Source organism: Mycobacterium sp., from assembly GCF_035603715.1.
GTDB lineage: Bacteria > Actinomycetota > Actinomycetes > Mycobacteriales > Mycobacteriaceae > Mycobacterium.
Map to the genome: position 1 here is coordinate 1 of NZ_DATNJW010000503.1, position 19,860 is coordinate 19,860.

General features: G+C 65.8%; 21 protein-coding genes and 2 pseudogenes. 15 read left to right on the top strand and 8 right to left on the bottom strand.

Annotated features, from left to right (window positions below; translation table 11 throughout):
- Positions 1-351 (top strand): annotated as a pseudogene (locus tag VN856_RS20955) (hypothetical protein); the annotation flags it as partial.
- Here the strand turns inward: VN856_RS20955 and VN856_RS20960 are convergent.
- Positions 348-1,670, bottom strand: a complete 1,323-nt coding sequence (locus VN856_RS20960; RefSeq protein WP_325692517.1) for a DUF349 domain-containing protein — start codon at positions 1,668-1,670, stop codon at positions 348-350. The pseudogene VN856_RS20955 and the gene VN856_RS20960 sit on opposite strands and share 4 nt — an antisense overlap.
- 323 nt (positions 1,671-1,993) lie before the next feature.
- On the opposite strand from VN856_RS20960, the gene VN856_RS20965 reads away from it, so the two are divergent.
- From VN856_RS20965 to hflX, 6 genes are all read left to right on the top strand, one after another.
- A complete protein-coding gene (locus VN856_RS20965) occupies positions 1,994-2,905 on the top strand; it encodes a DMT family transporter (protein ID WP_325692552.1) in 912 nt (303 codons plus the stop codon).
- A 79-nt stretch (positions 2,906-2,984) separates the two neighbouring features.
- Complete coding sequence (locus VN856_RS20970) at positions 2,985-3,884, top strand: DMT family transporter (RefSeq protein ID WP_325692519.1); 900 nt, start codon at positions 2,985-2,987, stop codon at positions 3,882-3,884.
- Between the two features lie 9 nt (positions 3,885-3,893).
- Positions 3,894-4,580, top strand: coding sequence for a hypothetical protein (locus VN856_RS20975; RefSeq protein WP_325692521.1), 687 nt, complete (start codon positions 3,894-3,896; stop codon positions 4,578-4,580).
- Positions 4,577-5,494 (top strand): tRNA (adenosine(37)-N6)-dimethylallyltransferase MiaA, encoded by a 918-nt coding sequence (miaA, locus tag VN856_RS20980; protein ID WP_325692523.1) that lies wholly within the window; start codon positions 4,577-4,579, stop codon positions 5,492-5,494. The genes VN856_RS20975 and miaA overlap by 4 nt, the downstream gene beginning before the upstream one ends.
- A 7-nt stretch (positions 5,495-5,501) precedes the next feature.
- Positions 5,502-6,374 (top strand): diaminopimelate epimerase, encoded by an 873-nt coding sequence (gene dapF / locus VN856_RS20985; RefSeq protein ID WP_325692554.1) that lies wholly within the window; start codon positions 5,502-5,504, stop codon positions 6,372-6,374.
- Positions 6,375-6,420: 46 nt separating this feature from the next.
- On the top strand, positions 6,421-7,851 hold the full coding sequence (gene hflX / locus VN856_RS20990; RefSeq protein ID WP_325692525.1) for a GTPase HflX: 1,431 nt from the start codon (positions 6,421-6,423) through the stop codon (positions 7,849-7,851).
- 12 nt (positions 7,852-7,863) lie between these two features.
- Here the strand turns inward: hflX and VN856_RS20995 are convergent, their stop codons facing one another.
- Positions 7,864-7,998, bottom strand: coding sequence for a hypothetical protein (locus VN856_RS20995; RefSeq protein ID WP_325692527.1), 135 nt, complete (start codon positions 7,996-7,998; stop codon positions 7,864-7,866).
- Between the two features lie 66 nt (positions 7,999-8,064).
- On the opposite strand from VN856_RS20995, the gene VN856_RS21000 reads away from it, so the two are divergent.
- Positions 8,065-8,340, top strand: a complete 276-nt coding sequence (locus tag VN856_RS21000) for a hypothetical protein (protein WP_325692528.1) — start codon at positions 8,065-8,067, stop codon at positions 8,338-8,340.
- Positions 8,341-8,405: 65 nt separating this feature from the next.
- Here the strand turns inward: VN856_RS21000 and VN856_RS21005 are convergent, their stop codons facing one another.
- Together VN856_RS21005 and VN856_RS21010 are read right to left on the bottom strand one after the other, a co-directional pair.
- Positions 8,406-9,158 carry a hypothetical protein gene (locus VN856_RS21005; RefSeq protein ID WP_325692530.1) on the bottom strand — a complete coding sequence of 251 codons (753 nt, stop codon included), beginning with the start codon at positions 9,156-9,158 and terminating at the stop codon, positions 8,406-8,408.
- A 356-nt stretch (positions 9,159-9,514) separates the two neighbouring features.
- Positions 9,515-10,018 carry a hypothetical protein gene (locus tag VN856_RS21010; RefSeq protein ID WP_325692532.1) on the bottom strand — a complete coding sequence of 168 codons (504 nt, stop codon included), beginning with the start codon at positions 10,016-10,018 and terminating at the stop codon, positions 9,515-9,517.
- Between the two features lie 96 nt (positions 10,019-10,114).
- On the opposite strand from VN856_RS21010, the gene VN856_RS21015 reads away from it, so the two are divergent.
- Both VN856_RS21015 and VN856_RS21020 read left to right on the top strand, forming a co-directional pair.
- A complete protein-coding gene (locus VN856_RS21015; RefSeq protein ID WP_325692534.1) occupies positions 10,115-11,275 on the top strand; it encodes an acyl-CoA dehydrogenase family protein in 1,161 nt (386 codons plus the stop codon).
- 392 nt (positions 11,276-11,667) lie between these two features.
- Complete coding sequence (locus tag VN856_RS21020) at positions 11,668-13,770, top strand: LGFP repeat-containing protein (protein ID WP_414687012.1); 2,103 nt, start codon at positions 11,668-11,670, stop codon at positions 13,768-13,770.
- 20 nt (positions 13,771-13,790) lie between these two features.
- Here the strand turns inward: VN856_RS21020 and lexA are convergent, their stop codons facing one another.
- The gene (gene lexA / locus VN856_RS21025; protein WP_325692536.1) at positions 13,791-14,489 is read right to left on the bottom strand and encodes a transcriptional repressor LexA; all 699 of its coding nucleotides are present in this window, start codon (positions 14,487-14,489) and stop codon (positions 13,791-13,793) included.
- Positions 14,490-14,700: 211 nt separating this feature from the next.
- Here lexA and VN856_RS21030 point away from each other — a divergent pair, with 211 nt between their 5' ends.
- The 5 genes from VN856_RS21030 (at position 14,701) to VN856_RS21050 (ending at position 17,974) form a co-directional block, all read left to right on the top strand.
- The gene (locus VN856_RS21030; protein ID WP_414687013.1) at positions 14,701-15,177 is read left to right on the top strand and encodes a LysM peptidoglycan-binding domain-containing protein; all 477 of its coding nucleotides are present in this window, start codon (positions 14,701-14,703) and stop codon (positions 15,175-15,177) included.
- Positions 15,178-15,285: 108 nt separating this feature from the next.
- Positions 15,286-15,750 carry a transcriptional regulator NrdR gene (gene nrdR, locus VN856_RS21035; RefSeq protein WP_325692540.1) on the top strand — a complete coding sequence of 155 codons (465 nt, stop codon included), beginning with the start codon at positions 15,286-15,288 and terminating at the stop codon, positions 15,748-15,750.
- Positions 15,751-15,773: 23 nt separating this feature from the next.
- Positions 15,774-16,982, top strand: a complete 1,209-nt coding sequence (locus VN856_RS21040; protein ID WP_325692542.1) for an FAD-dependent oxidoreductase — start codon at positions 15,774-15,776, stop codon at positions 16,980-16,982.
- A 44-nt stretch (positions 16,983-17,026) separates the two neighbouring features.
- Entirely contained in the window at positions 17,027-17,533 is a 507-nt protein-coding gene (locus VN856_RS21045) for a peroxynitrite isomerase (RefSeq protein ID WP_325692544.1), read from the top strand.
- Between the two features lie 12 nt (positions 17,534-17,545).
- A complete protein-coding gene (locus tag VN856_RS21050) occupies positions 17,546-17,974 on the top strand; it encodes a DUF1330 domain-containing protein (RefSeq protein ID WP_325692546.1) in 429 nt (142 codons plus the stop codon).
- Here the strand turns inward: VN856_RS21050 and VN856_RS21055 are convergent.
- The 3 genes and pseudogenes from VN856_RS21055 to VN856_RS21065 form a co-directional block, all read right to left on the bottom strand.
- Positions 17,923-18,612 (bottom strand): PhzF family phenazine biosynthesis isomerase, encoded by a 690-nt coding sequence (locus tag VN856_RS21055; RefSeq protein ID WP_325692548.1) that lies wholly within the window; start codon positions 18,610-18,612, stop codon positions 17,923-17,925. The genes VN856_RS21050 and VN856_RS21055 overlap by 52 nt on opposite strands.
- A 35-nt stretch (positions 18,613-18,647) precedes the next feature.
- On the bottom strand, positions 18,648-19,670 hold the full coding sequence (locus VN856_RS21060; RefSeq protein WP_325692550.1) for an alpha/beta hydrolase: 1,023 nt from the start codon (positions 19,668-19,670) through the stop codon (positions 18,648-18,650).
- A gap of 35 nt (positions 19,671-19,705) precedes the next feature.
- A pseudogene (locus tag VN856_RS21065) lies at positions 19,706-19,860 on the bottom strand (PAC2 family protein); the annotation flags it as partial.

Below are 19,860 nucleotides of genomic sequence, written 5' to 3' on the forward strand. Positions count from 1 at the left end.
TTTTCGATGCTGGCGCTGTTGACCCGGCGGTGGGCGCTGGCCTGGGTTGCGCTGGCGGGATCCGCGGTGGCCAGCGCCGCCGGTTTGCTGGCCGTGTGGTCACGACAGACAGTATCCTCCGGGCACCCTGGTCCCGGTATCGGGCTGTTCGTCGCCTGGATCGCCATCATTTTGTTGACGTTCCACTGGGCGCGGGTGGTCTGGTCGCGCACGATCGTTCAGCTCGCTGCCGAAGAACAGCGCCGTCGAGCCGCCGCGCATCTGCAGGCCCGAACGTTGTTGGAAACCTTCGACGACCCTGACCGTGCCGAGCCGCCGAAGCCCAACGGCACGGCGCAGCCGCCGGCCTAGCGCTTACGGGTCAGCGCATCGGCTGCGGCCTCGGCCCATTGCCGCCACTGTTCGGCGTTGGCCTTGGCCTCTTCGGCTTCCTTGGAACGTCCTGCCGCCTCGGCTTTTTGGGCCTGGCGCTCGAATTGCTCGGCACGCTCCCGGAACTGCTCGGCGCGCGCCTGAGCTTGCGGGTCCGGGCCGGAAGGCTCGGCGGCGTCGCGAACCTTCTTCTCGACCGCACGCAGTCGACGCTCGAGGTCGGCCGACCGCTCCCGGGGAACCTTGCCGATCGCGTCCCACTTGTCGCCGATCGTCCGCAAGGCAGCCCTGGCTGCTTCGGGATTGCTGGTGTCGAGCTTTTCGGCCTCCGACAGCAGCGCCTCCTTCGCGGTGGCGTTCGCGACGAATTCGGCATCCCGCTCGGCGGTCGCGGCGTTGCGGGCCTTGAAGAAGGTGTCCTGGGCGGCTTTGAAGCGGTGCCACAGGGCGTCGTCGACATCGCGGGCCGCGCGTCCGGCCGCCTTCCAGTCGACCAGCAGCTTGCGGAACTCGGCGCTGGTCGCACCCCAGTCGGTGGAGTCGACGAGTTCTTCGGCTTTGACGCAGAGCTGTTCCTTGGCCTCGCGGGCACCTGCCCGATCGCGATCCAGTTCTGCGAAATGCGATCCGCGCCGTCGGTTGAACGTCTCTCGCGCCGCCGAATAGCGCTTCCACAGCGCATCGTCGGCTTTGCGATCGAGCCCCGTAATTGTCTTCCACTCGTCCAGGATCGAGCGCAACCGGTCGCCGGCGACTTTCCACTGCGTCGACGTGTTGGCAAGCTCCTCGGCCTCGACGGCGAGGGCTTCTTTACGCGCGGTTTGGGCAGCGCGATGCTCGTCGCGACGAGTGCGGTCGGCCGCGGCGGTGGCTTCGGCATGTTCGGCGATCCCGGCCAGCCGAGCGGCCAGCGCATCGACGTCTCCGAGCACGTTCGCGCTCGGCAATGTTTCGGCCAGGCCCGCGGCGGTGGCTTTGATCTTGCGTGCATCGCCGGTACCGGCGGCCAACCGCTCTTCCAGCAACGCGATTTCGGTGCTCAGGTCGTCGAAGCGGCGACCGAAGTGGGCGAACGCCGCTTCGTTGTCGCCCGCCTGCCAGGATCCGATGGTTCGCTCGCCGGCAGCGCTGATCAGCCACACCGTTCCGTCGTCATCCACCCGGCCGAATCGGTGTGGGTCACTGGCGGGCGCCGATGCCACCGGGTGTGGGTTGGGTCGGGGCGTCGGTTTGGGCCCGGGCCGCGGTCCGGGTCGCGGGGTGGGCCGGGGTTCATTGTGTGGCTCGTCAGGCGTCATGAGCTGCCGTTACCTACCCTTCGCGCGGTTATTGGCCGCGCACCTGCCGCGCATTGCGGCGCCGTCGACACGAGGTGCTTCTGTCAGCACCTCAACCAGTATTGAAGCAGCTTGTTCCACGACGTGGCCCGAGTTGGCAGCGCAGGCCTCGGCGTGAGCCGCGATTACCCCTCATTCGTGAAACAATTTGTGGCTCGAAGCGGGCAAATCATGGCGCTGACGCTGTGGGCCAGGGGGTCGGCCCGGCCGCTGAGCTGTAACCGACGCCCGGTTGCCAGTCGCCCTAGGCTGTAGACCAACTGGTTGTGAACGGGCGGTGAATGGTGTCGAAAGCGGACTATGCGGCGCTGATCGCGCTGTGCGCCGCTCTGGCGTCTGCGATCGGCGACGTGATCCGCCAGCGGTCGGCCCAGGAGATCACCGACAAGGAGGTCGGCCATCTGGAGCTCTTCCGTTTGTCGGTGCGCGACAGGCGGTGGTGGCTGGGCGCCGCCGGCGCGGTCGCGAATTACAGCCTGCAGGCCGGCGCGTTGGCGCTGGGATCCGTGATGCTGGTGACGGCGCTGCAGGTGACGTCGCTGCTGTTCGCATTGCCGATCTACGCGCGGCTGGCTCATCACCGGGTCACCCGGTCGGAGTGGGTGTGGGCGGTGCTGCTGGCTGCCGCATTGGCGGTCCTGGTCACTGTCGGTCACCCGAGCGCCGGCATCGACCGAGGTTCGCTGCAGACCTGGGTGGCGGTGGCCGTAGTGCTGGGTCCGATCTTGGTGTTGTGCGTGCTCGGTGCGCGGCTCTGGTCGGGCGGACCGGCCGCACCGGTGCTGTTGGCGGCGGTTGCTGGCTCGTCGCTGGCGCTGTTCGCGGTGCTGACCAAAGGTGCCGTCGAGGCGGTCGAAGGCGGCTTCGGGGCATTGCTGCGAGCACCCGAGGCCTACGCTCTGATACCGGCCGCGTTGGCGGGGATGATCTTTCAGCAGTCGTCGTTCCGTGCCGGTGCGCTGACCGCCTCGCTGCCGACAGTGACTGTGGCCAAGCCGGTGGTGGCGTCGCTGCTCGGGGTGCTGGTGCTCGGCGAGACGTTGCGCGTCGACGGCCCCGAATCGTTTGTGCTGATCGCCGCCGCGGTGGTGGTTGTCGTCTCGACCATTGCGCTGGCGCGTGGCGAGGCGGCCACCATGGCGGCCGGCGCTGGGCAAGACGTGGTCCTGCGTGACGAAGCGGTGCCGAATCGCTAGGTGCGACGCGCGGCGCAAGGGTTTTCATAGCGCACGTCAGTACGGTGGCGTGGAAGATATCTGCAAGGAGGGGTAGGTCGTGCCGAAGTCGGATCTCGCTGTGCTGCTGGCACTGGCTGCCGCGTTCGCATCGGCGCTCGGCAACGTGGCGAGGCAGCGGTCCGCTCACGAGGTCACCGACGGACGGGTCGGCTACCTCGCGTTGTTTTTCATGTCGTGGCGCAATCGCGATTGGCGGCTCGGAGCTGTGGCGGCGGTCGCCAACTACGGCCTACAGGCCGGGGCGCTGAGCCTCGGATCGGTGATCCTGGTGACCGGGCTGCAGGTCACGGCATTGTTGTTCGCTTTGCCGCTCTACGCCCGGATGACTGGGGCTCCGGTGACCAAGTGGGACTGGAGTTGGGCGGCGATATTGGCCACTGCGCTGGCCGTCGTCGTCACCGTCGGCAATCCGGTGGCAGGATATTCGCGGGCCCCGCTGCACACGTGGCTGTTGGTTGCCGCTATCGCGGGGCCGTTGGTTGGTTTGTGTCTGTTGGGGGCGCGACTCTGGCCGGATGGGGCGATCGCAGCGGTGCTGCTGGCCGCGGTGTCCGGTGCGTCGCTGGCGCTGTTCGCGGTGTTGGTGAAGGGCGCCGTCGACGCGGCCAAGGGCGGCATCGTCGCGGTCCTGGCCGCTCCCGAGCTGTATGCCTGCATCGGCGCCGCGATCGCCGGCATGGTATTCCAGCAGTCGGCCTATCGGGGTGGTCCGCTCAATGCCTCGATGCCGACGATGACGGTGGCCAAGCCGACGGTCGGCGCGCTACTGGGTGTTTGTGTGCTCGGCGAAACGGTGCACCCGGGCGACGAGACGGTGTTCGTCCTGGCCGCCGCGGTCGTCGTGATGGTGGTCGCGACCGCGGCACTGGCCCGCGGAGAAGCCGAAACGGTGGAAGCCCACACCGACTCTTTCGCCGCCTTGCCCGCGACCCGTTAGTTTGATGGCGTGTTGAGCGCCATCGCGATCATCCCGTCGGCGCCGGTGCTGGTGCCCGAGCTCGCCGGCGCTGCGGCGGACGAGGTCGCCGAGCTTCGGGCGGCCATGGTCGCCGCCGTCGTCACGCTGCCGCCGCGCTGGATCGCGGTCGGGGTGGGCGGCTCTGACGGCGTGGTCGGCCCGGAGGCCGTCGGGACGTTCGCGGGATTCGGTGTCGACGTGCCGGTACGGCTTTCGCCGCAGGCCACCGGGCAGCCGGTCGAGCTGCCGTTATGCGCGCTGATCGCCGGCTGGATTCGGGCTCAGGCTCAGCCGGAGACAGCGGTGCAGGTCCGGGTCTACGCCGAGGGCCACGACAGCGCGACCGCGGTCGACCTGGGCAGGCAGTTGCGCAACGAAATCGACCAGACCACCGAGCCGACCGGGGTGCTGGTCGTCGCCGACGGCGCAAACACCTTGACCCCGTCGGCCCCCGGCGGTCACCAGCCCGCCGACGTCGATGTGCAGCGCGCCCTGGACGACGCCCTGGCCAGCGGCGATCTGGCCGCGTTGACCCGGCTGCCCGCGCAGGTTCGTGGACGGGTGGCCTTCGGCGTGCTGGCCGGTCTGGCTGAGCCGGTACCGCGATCGGCCAAGGAGCTCTACCGTTCGGAGCCTTACGGCGTCGGGTACTTCGCCGGCGTCTGGCAGCCGTGAGGCCATTGGCGATCGTCGGGCCGACCGGTACCGGCAAATCGCAGCTGGCCCTTGAGGTCGCAGAGCGGCTCGGCGGACAGACCGGCGCGGAAATCGTCAACGCCGACGCGATGCAGTTCTACCGCGGGATGGACGTCGGCACCGCAAAACTGCCCGTCGCACATCGCCGCGGCATCCCTCATCACCAGCTCGATGTCCTCGACGTCACCGAGACCGCGACCGTCGCGCGCTACCAGCGGGCCGCCGCCGCCGACATTCAGGCGATCGCCGACCGGGGAAGCGTTCCGGTGCTGGTGGGCGGGTCGATGCTGTACATCCAATCGCTGCTCGACGAATGGTCGTTCCCGGCGACCGATCCCGCGGTACGCGCGAAATGGGAACAGCGGCTTGCCGAGGTCGGCACCGGCGGCCTGCACGCCGAACTGGCCGATCGCGACCCGGCGGCCGCCGCGTCGATCCTGTCCACCGACGGGCGACGGATCGTGCGGGCGCTGGAGGTGGTGGAGCTCACCGGCCAACCGTTCGCGGCGTCGGCACCCGTCATCGGCGCACCCCGCTGGGACACCGTGATCATCGGATTAGATTGCGACACAGAGCTTCTAGACGAGCGACTAGCGCAGCGCACCGATTCGATGTTCGCCGAAGGCCTGGTCGACGAGGTGACCAGATTGCTCGGCCGTGGCCTGCGCGACGGCGTCACCGCGTCCCGGGCGCTGGGCTATGCGCAGGTTCTCGCCGACCTCGATGCGGGCGGAGACGGCGACGCGGCCCGCGAGCCGACGTTCATCGGCACACGCCGCTACGTGCGACGGCAGCGGTCGTGGTTTCGCCGCGATCACCGGATCCACTGGCTGGATGCGACCGCGGCCGGGAACGCCGACGCGGCGTTACGAGCGTGGCGGCACGTATCCTGAGCAGGTGATCCGCTTCGCCAAAGGGCATGGCACCCAGAACGACTTCGTCGTGCTGGATGACCCGGATGCCGCGCTGACGCTGACGCCGGCGGTGGTGTCGGCGTTATGCGACCGGCGCCGCGGCCTTGGCGCCGACGGCGTGCTGCGAGTCACCACGGCGGGGGCGGCGCTGGCCGCGGGCGTGTTCGACCGGGCGCCCGACGGTGTCCACGCCGACGACTGGTACATGGACTACCGCAACGCCGACGGCTCGATCGCGCAGATGTGCGGCAACGGCGTGCGGGTGTTCGCGCACTACCTGCGGGCCAGCGGGGTGGAAAGCCGCGATGAATTCGTCGTCGGGTCACTGGCCGGGCCGCGCCCGGTCGTCTTGCACCACATCGATGCGACCAACGCCGACGTGAGCGTCGACATGGGCAAGGTCAACCTGCTCGGGCCCGGGCAGGCTGTGGTGGGCGGCCACACGTTCAGCGGGTTGGCGGTCGACGTCGGCAACCCGCATCTGGCCTGCGTCGACCCTGAGCTCACGCTCGAGGCGCTGGCGGCGCTAGATGTTGCGGCGCCGGTCAGCTTCGACCACGGCCAGTTCCCGGACGGCGTGAACGTCGAGGTGTTGACCGCCCCGGCCGACGGCGCAGTGAGCATGCGGGTCCATGAGCGGGGAGTGGGCGAAACCCGTTCCTGCGGAACAGGAACCGTCGCCGCTGCCGTCGCCGCGCTGTCGCATGCCGGCGCGACCAGCGGCACCCTGACCGTGCGGGTTCCCGGCGGCGATGTCGTCGTCACCGTGACCGAAGCCACCAGTTACCTGCGTGGACCGTCGGTGTTGGTGGCCCGCGGTGAACTCAGCGAGGAATGGTGGGGGAGCGCGCTGCGTTAAATGGGATGCACGCGGCGGCTTCGGCGTGCACCATTTGTAATTGCCTATGACATATCCTGACTTACCCAAATCCCACTGGCCTGAACACGACTTGCCCAGTACGGGAGAGCTCGACCTGGATGACCGCGCTGCACTGCGCCGCGTCGCCGGGCTATCCACCGAACTCGCCGACATCTCCGAGGTCGAGTATCGACAGCTGCGCCTCGAGCGGGTGGTGCTGGTGGGCGTGTGGACCGACGGCAGCGCCGCCGACGCCGATGCCAGCCTCGCCGAGTTGGCGGCGCTCGCCGAGACCGCAGGGTCGGAGGTGCTCGAGGGCATGGTCCAGCGGCGCAGTAAGCCCGATCCCTCGACCTACATCGGGTCGGGCAAGGCGGCGGAACTGCGTGACGTGGTGACGGCGACCGGCGCCGACACCGTCATCTGCGACGGCGAGCTGTCCCCGGCGCAGCTGAACGCGCTGGAAAAGGCGGTCAAGGTCAAGGTCATCGATCGCACCGCGCTGATCCTCGACATCTTCGCCCAGCACGCCACCAGCCGGGAAGGCAAAGCGCAGGTATCGCTGGCGCAGATGGAATACATGCTGCCGCGACTGCGCGGCTGGGGTGAGTCGATGTCGCGGCAGGCCGGTGGTCGTGCCGGCGGCAGCGGCGGCGGTGTGGGTCTGCGTGGTCCCGGTGAGACCAAGATCGAAACCGACCGGCGACGCATCCGCGAGCGAATGTCCAAGCTGCGCCGCGACATCAAGGATATGAAGCAGGTCCGAGACACCCAGCGCAGTCGCCGGGTCCGCAGCGACATACCGTCCATCGCGATCGTCGGCTACACCAACGCCGGCAAGTCCAGTCTGCTGAACGCGTTGACCGGGGCCGGGGTGCTGGTGCAGGATGCGCTGTTCGCAACCCTGGAACCCACGACTCGCCGGGGCGAATTCGATGACGGACGGCCGTTCGTGGTCAGCGACACCGTCGGTTTCGTGCGGCACCTGCCGACCCAGCTCGTCGAGGCGTTCCGCTCGACGCTTGAGGAAGTGGTCGGCGCGGATCTGCTGGTGCACGTCGTCGACGGCTCCGACGTCAACCCGCTGGCTCAGATCAGCGCGGTGCGCCAGGTGATCTCCGAGGTTTTCGCCGACCATGACAGCGGCCCGGCGCCGGAACTGATCGTCGTCAACAAGACCGATGCCGCCGGCGATCTGGGGCTGGCCAAGTTGCGGCGTGCGCTGCCCGGGGCGATGTTCGTCTCGGCTCGCACCGGCGACGGTGTCGAGGCGCTGCGCCGTCGGATGGCCGAGCTGGCCGCACCGACCGACACCGCTGTCGACGTCGTGATTCCTTACAACCGTGGCGATCTGGTGTCGCGCGTGCACGCCGACGGCCGGGTCCAGGAAACCGAGCACATCAGCGACGGCACCCGGATCAAAGCGCGGGTGCCGGTTGCGCTGGCCGCGAGCCTGCGCCAATTCTCGGCGACCTGACGAGGGTTCTCGTCAAGCCGAGAGTGTCGCGTCGATGGCGGCGACCAGTGCGACGTCGTGGTGCTGGGTGGGCACGCCTTGGGCCTGCGACGACCCGTGATAGTCCAGCGACCCGAAGAGTGCTGCCGCCGTGAGGCCGGCGGCCACTATGAGTGTTCGTTTGGTTGCGGAGCGCATGGTTCCCTTCCCCGTTAAATGATGTGGGCTGGCGGCGTGATTGCCACCGGAGTCATCCCAAATGCGCCACCGCAGCGTGTGATGAACTTCAGGCTGCGTCGTCGACCGGCCATGGCCCCCGTCCTCCCCATCGGACACCTGAACATTCTCAGGCGTAATAAAGCTATCCCTTGGAGTTTGAGCCAGCGCGGAAACGGCCGAAATTTTGAAATCTTTTTTGTGCGCGTAGAAGTGCTGTTCACAAGTTTCTTTGAGGCTGAAAATAAATCGATCTTGAATTTCTGGTTTTCGCAGAATAAATCAAGTTTGTGACGTGCTGTCGGAAATAACAGAAAGCGCCGGAGCCCCCAGCTCCGGCGCTTCTGTTGGTTCTTTTGTTAGAGGAGACCGCTGAGCAGATCGGTGACCAACGTGCCGAGGTCTCCAGTGAGGAGGTTCAGGCCATCGCCGGCGGTGCCGCCGGTCAGGTCGCCGAGCAGAGTTGTCAGGATGTCGGTGCTGCCCAAGTCGAGGCTGCCCAGGTTGGTGGTCAGGTCGGCCAGGTAACCCTGGAAATCACCCACCGCGAAGGCGTAGTCCGCGTTGGCGATGGACGTCAGGTCCGTATCGAAGGTCGATGAACCCAGGGCGCTTTCGAGCCCGGACAGTGTGACGCCGGAGTCCGCGGGGATCGAAGGCCCAGGGTTATCGGTCAGGTCGGCCAGAATCGCCGTCTGCGAAGCCAACTGGCTGACACCCAACAGCTGGTTCAGCTGGTCTTCCGAGGCCAGGCCGTCGATGAACAGCGCCTCGGAGAACCTGCTCTCTGCGCCATTGAAAACGCCGCTGAACACGGGCATCGCACCATCGGTGTCGAGTAGCAGATTGGCTTCGGTGGTGCCGAGCGCCGTTTGCACCGAGGTGTACAGCTGGTCTTCGAGTCCGTTGGCCCCCAACAGCTCATTGAAGAGCGTGGTGTCGAAGGTGGTCTCGGGGGTCAGAATGTCGCTTGCGTCAACCAGCGCGACGTCGTGGTGCCGGACCGGAACGCCCTGCGCCTGAACGGTTCCGTGATACGGCAGCGACCCGAAGAGTCCTGCGGCCGCCAGCGCGGCTGCGGCGACGAGTGTTCGCTTGGTTGCGGCGTGCATGGGTTTCCTTTCCCCGGAACTGATTTGGGCTTTCGGCGCGATTGCCACGGGCGTCATTCCGAACGTCAATCCAGCGCCGCGGGCGAGGCTCAACGCTTCGCCGCTCCGCCGACTGGCCACGGCCCCGCCCTCCCCTTGGGACACCTGAGAGTCCTCAGGTGGATTTAAGTTACCGCCGATGGTTTGGATGGGTAAAGGAAATACTCGACAAACTTTTGGACTTTTTTCAATAGTCTATTGATGCTGGTGGAAGGGATTTCCGGAGGTGTTTGAGGAATCGTTTCCTCACTAACTTAACGTCAGTAACAATACTCAGCGCTCACTTATCCAGACATTTAATCCAGAATTTCGGACGATTACGCCAGTTCGTAGACGTCCTCGGCGGGTGTCTCCAGCATTCGCTGCGCGAGTTGGGCTTTCAGTTGGTCGAGGTGAGCCTCCTCGGCATGGTTGCGTTCGGCCTTGCCGGCCAGCTCGAAGAATTCGGCGGTAATGAATCCGGGCCGCAGCAACAGCGTCGCCGCCCGGCCGCCGAGGACGACCTGGAAGACGAAGCTCTGCAGTAGCCGACCGCGATCGGGCCGCGCCAGGGCCGGATCGACGGTGTAACGACCGTCGGTCACCGCACGAGTGACGGCTTCGAAGCCGTCGCGGGCCCCGGGTCCCGCAAAGGCGGTCCGGATGACGATTGACCGCCGTTGCGGCGGTTGGTTTCCGGATAGCGCCGCGAAGGCGCGCTGCATCACCTTGAATGCGCTGGCAACGCCCGCCGGGGAGTGCGGCCCGGCGTAACACAGCATGTCGGTATAGGAGAACTCGAGAAGCTGTCCGAGTTCCTGCACCAGGATCCTCTCGTCCATGCGCTGACTCTAGGCCGCGACGAGACGCCACGGGCCTACCAACCATCCGGTTGGTATATCTTGGGCGACAGTGTTCCCAACCCGCCGGAGGTCATCATGGGTAGCGCCGTCAAATACCAACGCACGCTGTTCGAGCCCGAACACGACTTGTTCCGCGAGTCCTACCGGTCATTCCTGGAACGCCACGTCGCGCCGTATCACGACGAGTGGGAGAAGGCGAAGATCGTCGACCGAGGCGTGTGGCTGGAAGCCGGCAAGCAGGGGTTCCTGGGAATGTCGATTCCCGAGGAATACGGCGGCGGCGGAAACTCCGACTTCCGCTACAACGCGATCATCACCGAAGAGACCACCTACGGCCGGTTCAGCGGCATCGGGTTCGGCCTGCACAACGACATCGTGGCGCCCTACCTGCTGAGCCTGGCCAATGAGGAGCAGAAGCAGCGCTGGCTGCCCAAGTTCTGCACGGGCGAGATGATCACCGCGATCGCGATGACCGAGCCGGGTACCGGCAGCGACCTGCAGGGCATCAAGACCCGGGCGGTCAAGCAGGGCGACCACTACATCCTCAACGGCTCAAAGACGTTCATCACCAACGGGATCAACGCCGACCTGGTGATCGTGGTGGCTCAGACCGACCCCGACAAAGGTGCACAAGGCTTTTCGCTGTTGGCCGTCGAACGCGGCATGAAGGGATTCGAGCGGGGCCGGCACTTGGACAAGATCGGCCTGGATGCGCAGGACACCGCCGAACTGTCTTTCACCGATGTCGAAGTGCCCGCCGAGAACCTGCTGGGCGACGAGGGCAAGGGCTTCATCTACCTGATGCAGAATCTGCCACAGGAGCGAATCTCGATCGCGATCATGGCCGCTGCTGCCATGGAGCAGGTGCTGGAGCAGACCATTCAATACACCAAGGAGCGCAAAGCCTTTGGCAAGCCCATCGGCAGTTTCCAGAACAGCCGGTTTTTACTCGCCGAATTGGCCACTGAGGCCACGGTGGTGCGGATCATGGTCGATGAGTTTGTCGCGCTGCACCTCGAGGAGAAACTCACCGTCGAACAGGCCGCGATGGCCAAGTGGTATGCCACCGAGAAGCAGGTGCACTTGATCGACCGCTGCCTGCAGCTCCACGGCGGTTACGGGTACATGCGCGAATACCCGGTTGCACGTGCATATCTCGACGCGCGGGTGCAGACGATCTACGGTGGCACCACCGAGATCATGAAGGAAATCATCGGCCGCAGCCTCGGCGTCTAGCCGCGGCAGTGCGTCGGGAGCAAAGTAGTTTCGCTCTCGGGCGTCGCTACGCGGTAGTAATTGCTTGACGGCATTCGTGTGTGTGTCGGATCGCCGGGTCGTCGAAAAGAAGCCGAACTCCCCACCCAGCGATAAATGCTTCTTTCCGACGTGGCACGGAAAGATTCGCTCCCAGCGACCGAAATCGGGGCACGGAAGCCTAAAACTGAACGAGCAGAATGCGACACCACCTGCGTTGTGGTGAATAATTCGGCGTCGACGGGATATCTATTCCGTAGTGTCTTCGTATGACTTCGCACGCGTCGTCGCCCACAGCAGAGTTGCGGCGGGCCCGCCGGGCGATTGAGACTGGCGTTCCAGGCTTCGTACTGGGCGGCCGCGGGGAGGGCGGGATGACAAGGCAGCAAGCACGATCGGGCGCCGTCGCGCGCGCCGCGCGTGGTCTGGCGGCGCTGGTCGCAGGATTGACGTGCATGGCGCTGCTGACGCCCGTCGCGGCGGCATCCCCAATCGGCGACGCTGATAATGCGATCACCGCGGCCTGGAAGGATGCCGGCGGCGACAATTCGGATCTGGGCGCCAAGCAAGGTGATTGCTACGTCGCTGGTCAGGGATTTGCTCAGGACTTCGTGCACGGCAAGATGTTCTTCACTCCGGCCACCGGCCCCAGGTCGATGATGGGCGCCGTTCTGGACAAATACGAAGCCCTGGGTGGCCCGGCGGCCTCGGATCTCGGCTTCCCGACGGCTAACGAAGTCCGCGGTCTGGCCGGTCCCGACAGTCGGGTCAGCACCTTCTCGGCCAGCGACAAGCCGCTGATCTACTGGACCGCCGATCACGGCGCGTTCGTCGTGCGCGGTGCGATCAACGCCGCATGGGACAAACTGGGCAGCTCCGGTGGCGCCCTGGGCGTGCCGACCGGCGACGAGACCTTCGACGGCGAACTCGCCACCCAGGCGTTCAGCGGCGGCAAGGTGTCCTGGAACCGGCTCACCAAGGCCTTCACCACCGTCCCGCCCGATCTGGCGAGCAAGCTCACCGACCTGCAGGTACCCGTCGATCCGACGGCGGACATCAACATGGCTTGGCGGGCGGCCGGCGGGCCATCTGGGCCGCTCGGCGCCAAACAGGGCGATCAGTATCCAGCGGGTAACGACGGACTGGCCCAGAACTTCGCCGGAGGCAAGATCTTCTTCAGCCCCGCCAGCGGCGCCAACGCCATCGAGGCCGACATTCTGACCAAATACGAGTCGCTCGGTGGGCCGGGCGGTGACCTCGGTTTCCCGATCGCCAACGAGGCCGATGGCGGGCTCAAAACGGCCAGCAAGATCAGCGCGTTTTCCGCCGTCGACAAGCCGGTGATCTTCTGGACCGCCGACCACGGCGCATTCGTTGTCCGCGGGGCCATCAAAGCCGCGTGGGACAAGCTTCTCGGAGCGACCGGCAAGCTGGGCGCGCCGCTCAGCGATCAGACCGTCTCCAAGGACGTCGTCACGCAGAAGTTCGCCGGTGGCCAGATCGCCTGGAACAAGACGAAGAACTCCTTCACGACTGCACCGGCGAACTTGGCATCGGCGTTGGCCGGTTTGCAAGTGCCGGGTCAGAAGACGCCGGCCAACGCGGCGTCGCCCGGAGGTAAGGCTAATTGGCTGACCGCGCATTGGTGGTGGTTGCCGGCCGGTCTTGGCGCGCTTTTGTTGATCGGCTTGGTGGCGTTTTTGCCGCGATGGTGGCGTCTGCGCCGTGCCGCTAAGCGCGACCGCACGGCCCAAGCCGGCGCCTCGGATGAACCCAGTTACGAGCCCGCCACCGAGTCTGTCGCGCGGTGGTCACCGGAGGCAGATGCCGATCTGGCGTCGTCGACCTTGTCCGAGGAGCGCCGGCCGATACGTCGGACCGTGCGCATACCCAGTCAGCCGAGCAGTGAATGGATGCCGCCGGACCACAAGAGTTTGGTGGACGAGCTCCTCGAGGACGAAACCCAAACTCCCGACGAGGTTTCCGGTTTCGCCGCTTTCGGCCGCGATGTCCACGCGGAACGCGGCCAGGACGTCCATGAGGACGTTGACCACGATGTCCACGAGGAACATGGCCAGGACGTCCATGAGGACGTTGACCACGATGTCCACGAGGAACATGGCCATGACGTCCACGAGGTCTTCGACGAGGATCCCGATAACGTAGACACGGATCCAACCGGGATTCCGCTAGTGGATGACGGCCGAGGCGGCCGGCACGCTGCGTCCAACGCCGACGACGATGACGCTCAAGTCACCGACGCCGTGCCGATACCGCGAATTGCACCCGGGCAGTTGGCAATCCATCTTCCGATGGACGACCCGTATCAGGTGCCCGACGGATATCCGGTCAAGGCACATGCGAGCTCCGGCCTCTACTACATGCCTGACAGCGCCCTGTACGACGAGACCATGGCCGAAATTTGGTTCGCCAGCGAGGAAATCGCGCAGGCCAACGGATTCCACAGGGCCGGGTAGCCGACCGGGCCGCAGCGGCGTCAGATCTTGCGGATCACCGTGACGACCTTGCCGAGCACGGCAGCGTCGTTGCCCGGGATGGGGTCGAAGGCGGGATTGTGTGGCATCAGCCAGACCTGGCCGCCGGTGCGCTTGAACGTCTTGACGGTGGCTTCGCCGTCGATCATCGCCGCCACGATGTCGCCGTTGTCGGCAACATTCTGCTGACGGACCACCACCCAGTCGCCGTCGCAGATCGCGGCGTCGACCATGGATTCACCAACCACCTTGAGCAAGAACAGTGCACCCTCGCCGACGAGTTCGCGCGGTAGCGGGAAGACGTCTTCGACGGCTTCCTCGGCCAGGATCGGGCCGCCGGCCGCGATGCGTCCCAACACCGGCACGTAGGTGGGTTCCGGCAGTGCGTCCGACCCGGCGACGTCGGTGAGCACCGTCGGCTTCGAGGCGTCGTCGGATGATCGGACATCGACGGCGCGCGGGCGGTTCGGGTCCCGGCGGAGGTAACCCTTTTTCTCCAGTGTCCGCAGTTGATGAGCCACCGAGGACGTCGACGTCAGGCCGACGGCATCGCCGATCTCACGGATGCTCGGCGGATATCCGCGACTGGTGACCGACGCTCGAATCACGTCGAGAATGGTGCGTTGACGCGGTGTCAGTGTTGATTCCGCAGATCGCGAGGGGCGGTCGGAGTCGGCGTCCGGTGTATCGCTATCGCTCATATGGCCGAATGTAGCCGGATTTCGGCAAGATATCAAACATGTGTTCGAGGTATGTCGCGTGTTGCTGGTCCGGCGGCCGGCGAAAGCTGTCGGTGGCGGGTTCTATCGTCTGCATCGTGTGCAACAGTTCGATCACATGTTCGGTTTTCGAACACACTATCGATTATGCTTCGAACAAGTGATCGACTACAAGCCGACTGGAGGAACGCACATGATGCCCATCGAGACGATCTCGCCGAACGCGCCGACCCGAGTTCGGCCGATTCAGGTCCGCCCGCCCGCCCGGCGCGGGGGACACCGTGGTCCGCAGCCGTGCCGGCCGGTGGTGGCGCCTCCGCGTTACCGCGGCACCGGAGTCTTGATGTCGACGGCGTCGCATCGGCCTCGCCCGATCACCCCGGCGACAACCGTCGCGCTGGCTCTGGTGGCGGCTGGGATCACGGTGTGGCTCGGGTTTGTGGCGCACTTTGGCGGCATGTTGCATGCCGCCCCCGAGAAGGCGGCAGTTCAGATGCCCGACCGGCTCGCCGTGGTGCGGGTCGAGCCCGGGGAGACATTGCAGCGCCTGGCCGCTCGGGTGGCGCCGGATGCGCCGACCGGTCAGGTCGCGGCGCGGATCCGCGAGCTCAACGAGCTCGACTCGTCGGCGGTCACCGCGGGCCAGACGCTGATCGCCCCGGTGGGCTGAGTCATTTACCAGGCGCGACATCCGGCGGCGCTAGGCCTGCAGCCGTGCACGCAGGTACGCTCGTGGTGGCTTGGGACACCCCGAAGTCAGTGCGGCGAAGGAGCGGCCATGCATTGTCCGTTCTGCCGGCACCCCGATTCCCGAGTCGTCGACTCCCGCGAGACGGACGAGGGCCAGGCCATCCGCCGCCGCCGCTCGTGCCCGGAGTGTGGTCGCCGATTCACCACTGTCGAAACCGCAGTACTGGCCGTCGTCAAGCGCAGCGGTGTGACCGAGCCATTCAGCCGCGAGAAGGTGATCAGCGGGGTGCGCCGGGCATGTCAGGGCCGTCAGGTCGACGACGACGCGCTGAACTTGCTGGCCCAGCAGGTCGAGGATGCGGTAAGAGCCGGGGGATCACCGGAAGTCCCCAGTAACGAAGTCGGCCTTGCGATCCTGGGGCCGCTACGCGAACTCGATGAAGTCGCCTATCTGCGATTCGCCTCGGTGTACCGGTCTTTCGAGTCTGCAGAGGATTTCGAGCGCGAGATCAAGACGCTGCGTGCCCACCGCAAGGTGCCCGCTTCCGGTTGACCGGCGCGTCGTAGGGTCAGGGCATGACGCAAGTTCTGCAGACCCAGGTTTGTGTCGCCGGCGGCGGCCCCGCGGGCATGGTGCACGCTCTGCTGCTGGCCCGCGCAGGGATCAACGTTGCCGTGTTGGAAAAGCACAATGACTTTCTGCGCGACTTCCGCGGCGACACCGTACATCCCAGCACGCTCCGGGTCATGGACGAACTGGGGTTCATCGACGAGTTTCTGCGTCTCCCGCACACCAAAGTCACGCGCTTGGCTTTCAACACCGACGGGACGCTCCGAACTTTCGGAAACTTCAGCGCACTCTCGCGGCTCGGTTTCAAGCAGCCTTACATCGCGCTCATGCCGCAGTGGGACTTCCTGGACTTCCTCGCCGAAAAGGCCAGTGCGTACCCGGAATTCACCTTGCTCCGCAATGCCGAGGTGACGGATCTGGTCTTTGACGGCGACCGCGTCGTCGGCGTGCGCACCCCGGAACTCGAGGTGCGTTCCGACCTTGTGATCGGCGCTGACGGACGCAAATCCGCGGTGCGCGCCGCGGCCGGTCTGCAGATCGGGAGCGCGAACTCGCCGATAGACGTCTTGTGGTTCCGGCTGAACTGGCGTCCGGGTGACCCTGAAGAACTCGTCGGGGTGGTCCGCAAGGGTCTGATGATGGCCATGATCTATCGGGGCGACTATTGGCAAATTGCCTACGTCATGCCCAAGGGTGCGAACCCCCAAGGCGGCTCGCTGGAGGCGTTCAAAGAGCGGCTGGTTTCCGTGCAGCCTGAGTTGGCTGAACACGTCAAGGACTTGCACTCGTGGGACGACACCAGCCAGCTCGATGTGCGGGTGGATCGGCTGAAAACCTGGTGGCGCAAAGGTGTGTTGTGCATCGGCGATGCTGCACATGCGATGTCGCCGGTTGGTGGGGTCGGCATCAATTTGGCGGTCGCCGACGCGGTGGCGGCGGCGAACATCCTGTGTGGTCCGTTGCGTGAAAACCGGTTGACCGAAGCCGATCTCGCGAAGGTGCAGCGCCGTCGTGAGCTGCCGGCCAGGATCATTCAGGCCGGTCAGGTATTCGTGCAAAACAACGCGATCGAACCCAACTTGGACGGTGACCTGTCGCCGATCCGAGTTCCGAAGATCGTCGGACGGGGACCGCTGCAGTTCATCCCGCCGATCATCGTCGGCCGGGGCTTTCGTCCCGAGCACGTCCGCACGCCCGACGTACACGCCGCATAGCCCGCATCGTGGTCGCCGTGCCGGGGCCGGACTAGGCTGACCGAATGCCACCTGAGCTGCACCCCAACCTGCAAGCGCTGGCACCGTTGCTCGGGGTATGGCAGGGGAGTGGATCCGGTGAGTACCCCACGATCGAGCCATTCGACTACCTGGAAGAAGTCACGTTCTCTCATGTGGGCAAACCGTTTCTGGTCTACGGACAGAAAACCAAAGCGGCAGCCGACGGGGCGCCGCTGCACGCCGAGACGGGGTATCTTCGCGTACCGCGATCCGGTCAGGTCGAGCTCGTGCTGGCCCACCCGAGCGGCGTCACTGAAATCGAAGTCGGGACCTACACGGTCGACGGCGCCACGATCGACCTCGAGATGACGACGACACAGGTCGGTCTGACACCGACCGCCAAAGAGGTGACCTCGCTCGGCAGGCGCTTCCGGCTCGACGGCGACGAGCTGTCGTACTCGCTGCAGATGGGCGCGGTCGGACAACCGATGCAGCATCACCTTGGCGCGGTGTTGCGCCGCAAAGACTCTGCGCTTCGCTCGACAACCTGAGGAGGCCACACCGTGGATGTCGAAAACCATATCTACCCAACCCGTTCCCGCGTCGAAGCGCTGATCGCGGATGCCTCTGACACGCCCGTCGTGATGCTCAACCTGCTCAAATTCCGGGCGAAGGCGGTCTATTCGGACGGACGCGCCAGCGATCTGACCGGTCGTGAAGCGTACGACCTCTACGGCGCGGCGATGCAGAACGTCATCGAACGCAACGGCGGGCGAGTGGTGTTCGGCGGCGATATCGCGTCCCTGGTGATCGGCGAGGTCGACGACGTCTGGGACACCTGCGTGCTGGTCGAATATCCCTCCGCCGCATCGTTTGCGACGATCGTGACGTCCCCCGAAGTGACGGAGATCGGCATCCACCGCGCCGCCGGGCTCGAGGGTCAGCTGCTGATCCGCCTCACGCCGTCGTTGACCACGCGACCGCCGACCTGAACCCAGCCCTGCGGGCTCCACGTTGTCTCGATCAGCGATCCCTTGCCCTGGGTGATGCTCAGGTCACGACTGAGGTATTCGGTCATCCGCACGGCAGCCGAGCCGGTCGCTTCGTCTTCCGGCACACCAAGATTGGCGGCGAAAAACCGGGACCGCAACGACCCGGCGGACTCATCGATCCATGCCCACAGGTAGTGCGCAACGTCGTCGGGAAAGTCAGCCGGATCGGCGGCGGCAAGCTGGTCGAGGCTTTCTAGATCGTGGACGGCGAACTCTGGCGCCCAGTCTGCGCGGGCGCTGATGGCGGTGATGTCGTCGACATAGTGCACCTGCACCACTCCGGCCGGTACCTGCAGGGTGTGAATCGGCGTACCGGTCGATCGCAACCACCACGACGCCCCGACCGTCGGGTGCCCGGCGAACGGCAGCTCGACTAGCGGGGTGTAAATACGTGCATCGGCGGTGGTGGAACCCTCGGCGGGACCATTAATGAAAACTGTTTCGCTGTAGCCCAATTCGGCCGCGATGCGTTGATGCTGACCGGGGTCGACCGTCGCGGCGTCGACCACACCGAGTGGGTTACCGAAATTGCCCGCGGAGTCGGTGAAAACCCGCAACACCGTGACGTCGATGCTCATGGAGCCGACTGTACGGCGTCACCTCGAAGCGGCGATCAGGTGGCGCTGCGCTCGTCGGAGCCCATCGCCTCCAACACCGCGGCACGGGTATCGACCGACCCGGAGACGGTCTGCGCGCCGCCGCCGCTGCGGAGCAGTTCGCGAAGAGCGGTTTGGTCGTACTCGGACGGTTCGGTGGTGTCGATGAAGCGCTCGACGACTTCGATGAATCGCTCGGGGTCGTCGTGGAACGGGAAATGCCCGGAGCCCTCGAAGATTTCCAATTGGGAGCCCGGCATCGCAGCGTGTGCCATGTGGGCATGGCTGACAGGAACTACCACATCGTCGGTGCCCCAAATAATCTGCACCGGAACGGATCGCGTCAAATAACATCGATCCAGCATGGTGACGCTCTGGCCGCGCCAGTCAACGACCGCGCGCAGTGTCCGGGTGAACGCCGCCGAGGCCATCGGCTCCGGCAGGCCGGCGAGCACCCGTAGCACGTCGGGCAGGTCGTGGCCGATTGCAGTGGAGCCCAAGACCAAGCCGGCCGCGCGCCCGAAGATCTGTAACGCCGGTAGCACGAACGGCAGCCGCAGCAGTGCCAGCGCCTCGCTGCCCATCGGCAGCGCCGCGAGCCGCAGCGCGATATTGACATCCTTGGTGACGCCGCCGGCGCCGATCAGGACCAGTCGTTCGACGAGATGCGGGAACTGGTAAGCGAATTGCATCGCGACCCCGCCGCCGAGCGAATGACCGACGACGGTGGCCCGCTCGATGTCGAGGACGGAAAGCAGGTCGCGCATCCCGTTGGCATAGGCGGCGACCGAGTAATCGGCGCGCGGCTTGTCCGATTGCCCGTGGCCCAGCAGGTCGACGGCGATCACCGTGAACCTCTGCGCGAGCCTGGCTTGAACTGTCTCCCAGGTCGTGGAATTGTCACCGATCCCGTGGATCAGCAGGATCACCGGGCCGGAACCGGCGATGCGGAACGCGCGACGATAACCGTGCAGTGTCCGAAACTGCAGTTGCGGCGTGACCTCTCGCACGGAGCGAAGATTGGGCTTGCGCTGAGTCATGGTCGCCAACTTCGCTGTCGGGCCCGGGGGGGCGATCAGGTCGGATCGTCGTCGTCGAACTTTTTGTCTGCCTGCTGTGCCAGGAACCGCTCGAACTCCGCGCCGAGTTCGTCGCCGCTCGGCAGATCCTCGTCCCGCGTCAGCAGCGACCGATTCTCCTGCGCATCAATGAAGGCATCGTACTGTCGCT

Coding starts and splice junctions, on each gene's coding strand:
- VN856_RS21060 (WP_325692550.1), bottom strand. CDS start 19,670: ATGACTCAGCGCAAGCCCAATCTTCGCTCCGTGCGAGAGGTCACGCCG.
- lexA (WP_325692536.1), bottom strand. CDS start 14,489: ATGAGCGATAGCGATACACCGGACGCCGACTCCGACCGCCCCTCGCGA.
- VN856_RS21040 (WP_325692542.1), top strand. CDS start 15,774: ATGACGCAAGTTCTGCAGACCCAGGTTTGTGTCGCCGGCGGCGGCCCC.
- VN856_RS21020 (WP_414687012.1), top strand. CDS start 11,668: ATGACAAGGCAGCAAGCACGATCGGGCGCCGTCGCGCGCGCCGCGCGT.
- VN856_RS21015 (WP_325692534.1), top strand. CDS start 10,115: ATGGGTAGCGCCGTCAAATACCAACGCACGCTGTTCGAGCCCGAACAC.
- VN856_RS21045 (WP_325692544.1), top strand. CDS start 17,027: ATGCCACCTGAGCTGCACCCCAACCTGCAAGCGCTGGCACCGTTGCTC.
- VN856_RS21010 (WP_325692532.1), bottom strand. CDS start 10,018: ATGGACGAGAGGATCCTGGTGCAGGAACTCGGACAGCTTCTCGAGTTC.
- VN856_RS20960 (WP_325692517.1), bottom strand. CDS start 1,670: ATGACGCCTGACGAGCCACACAATGAACCCCGGCCCACCCCGCGACCC.
- hflX (WP_325692525.1), top strand. CDS start 6,421: ATGACATATCCTGACTTACCCAAATCCCACTGGCCTGAACACGACTTG.
- nrdR (WP_325692540.1), top strand. CDS start 15,286: ATGCATTGTCCGTTCTGCCGGCACCCCGATTCCCGAGTCGTCGACTCC.
- VN856_RS21005 (WP_325692530.1), bottom strand. CDS start 9,158: ATGCACGCCGCAACCAAGCGAACACTCGTCGCCGCAGCCGCGCTGGCG.
- VN856_RS21030 (WP_414687013.1), top strand. CDS start 14,701: ATGATGCCCATCGAGACGATCTCGCCGAACGCGCCGACCCGAGTTCGG.
- VN856_RS21055 (WP_325692548.1), bottom strand. CDS start 18,612: ATGAGCATCGACGTCACGGTGTTGCGGGTTTTCACCGACTCCGCGGGC.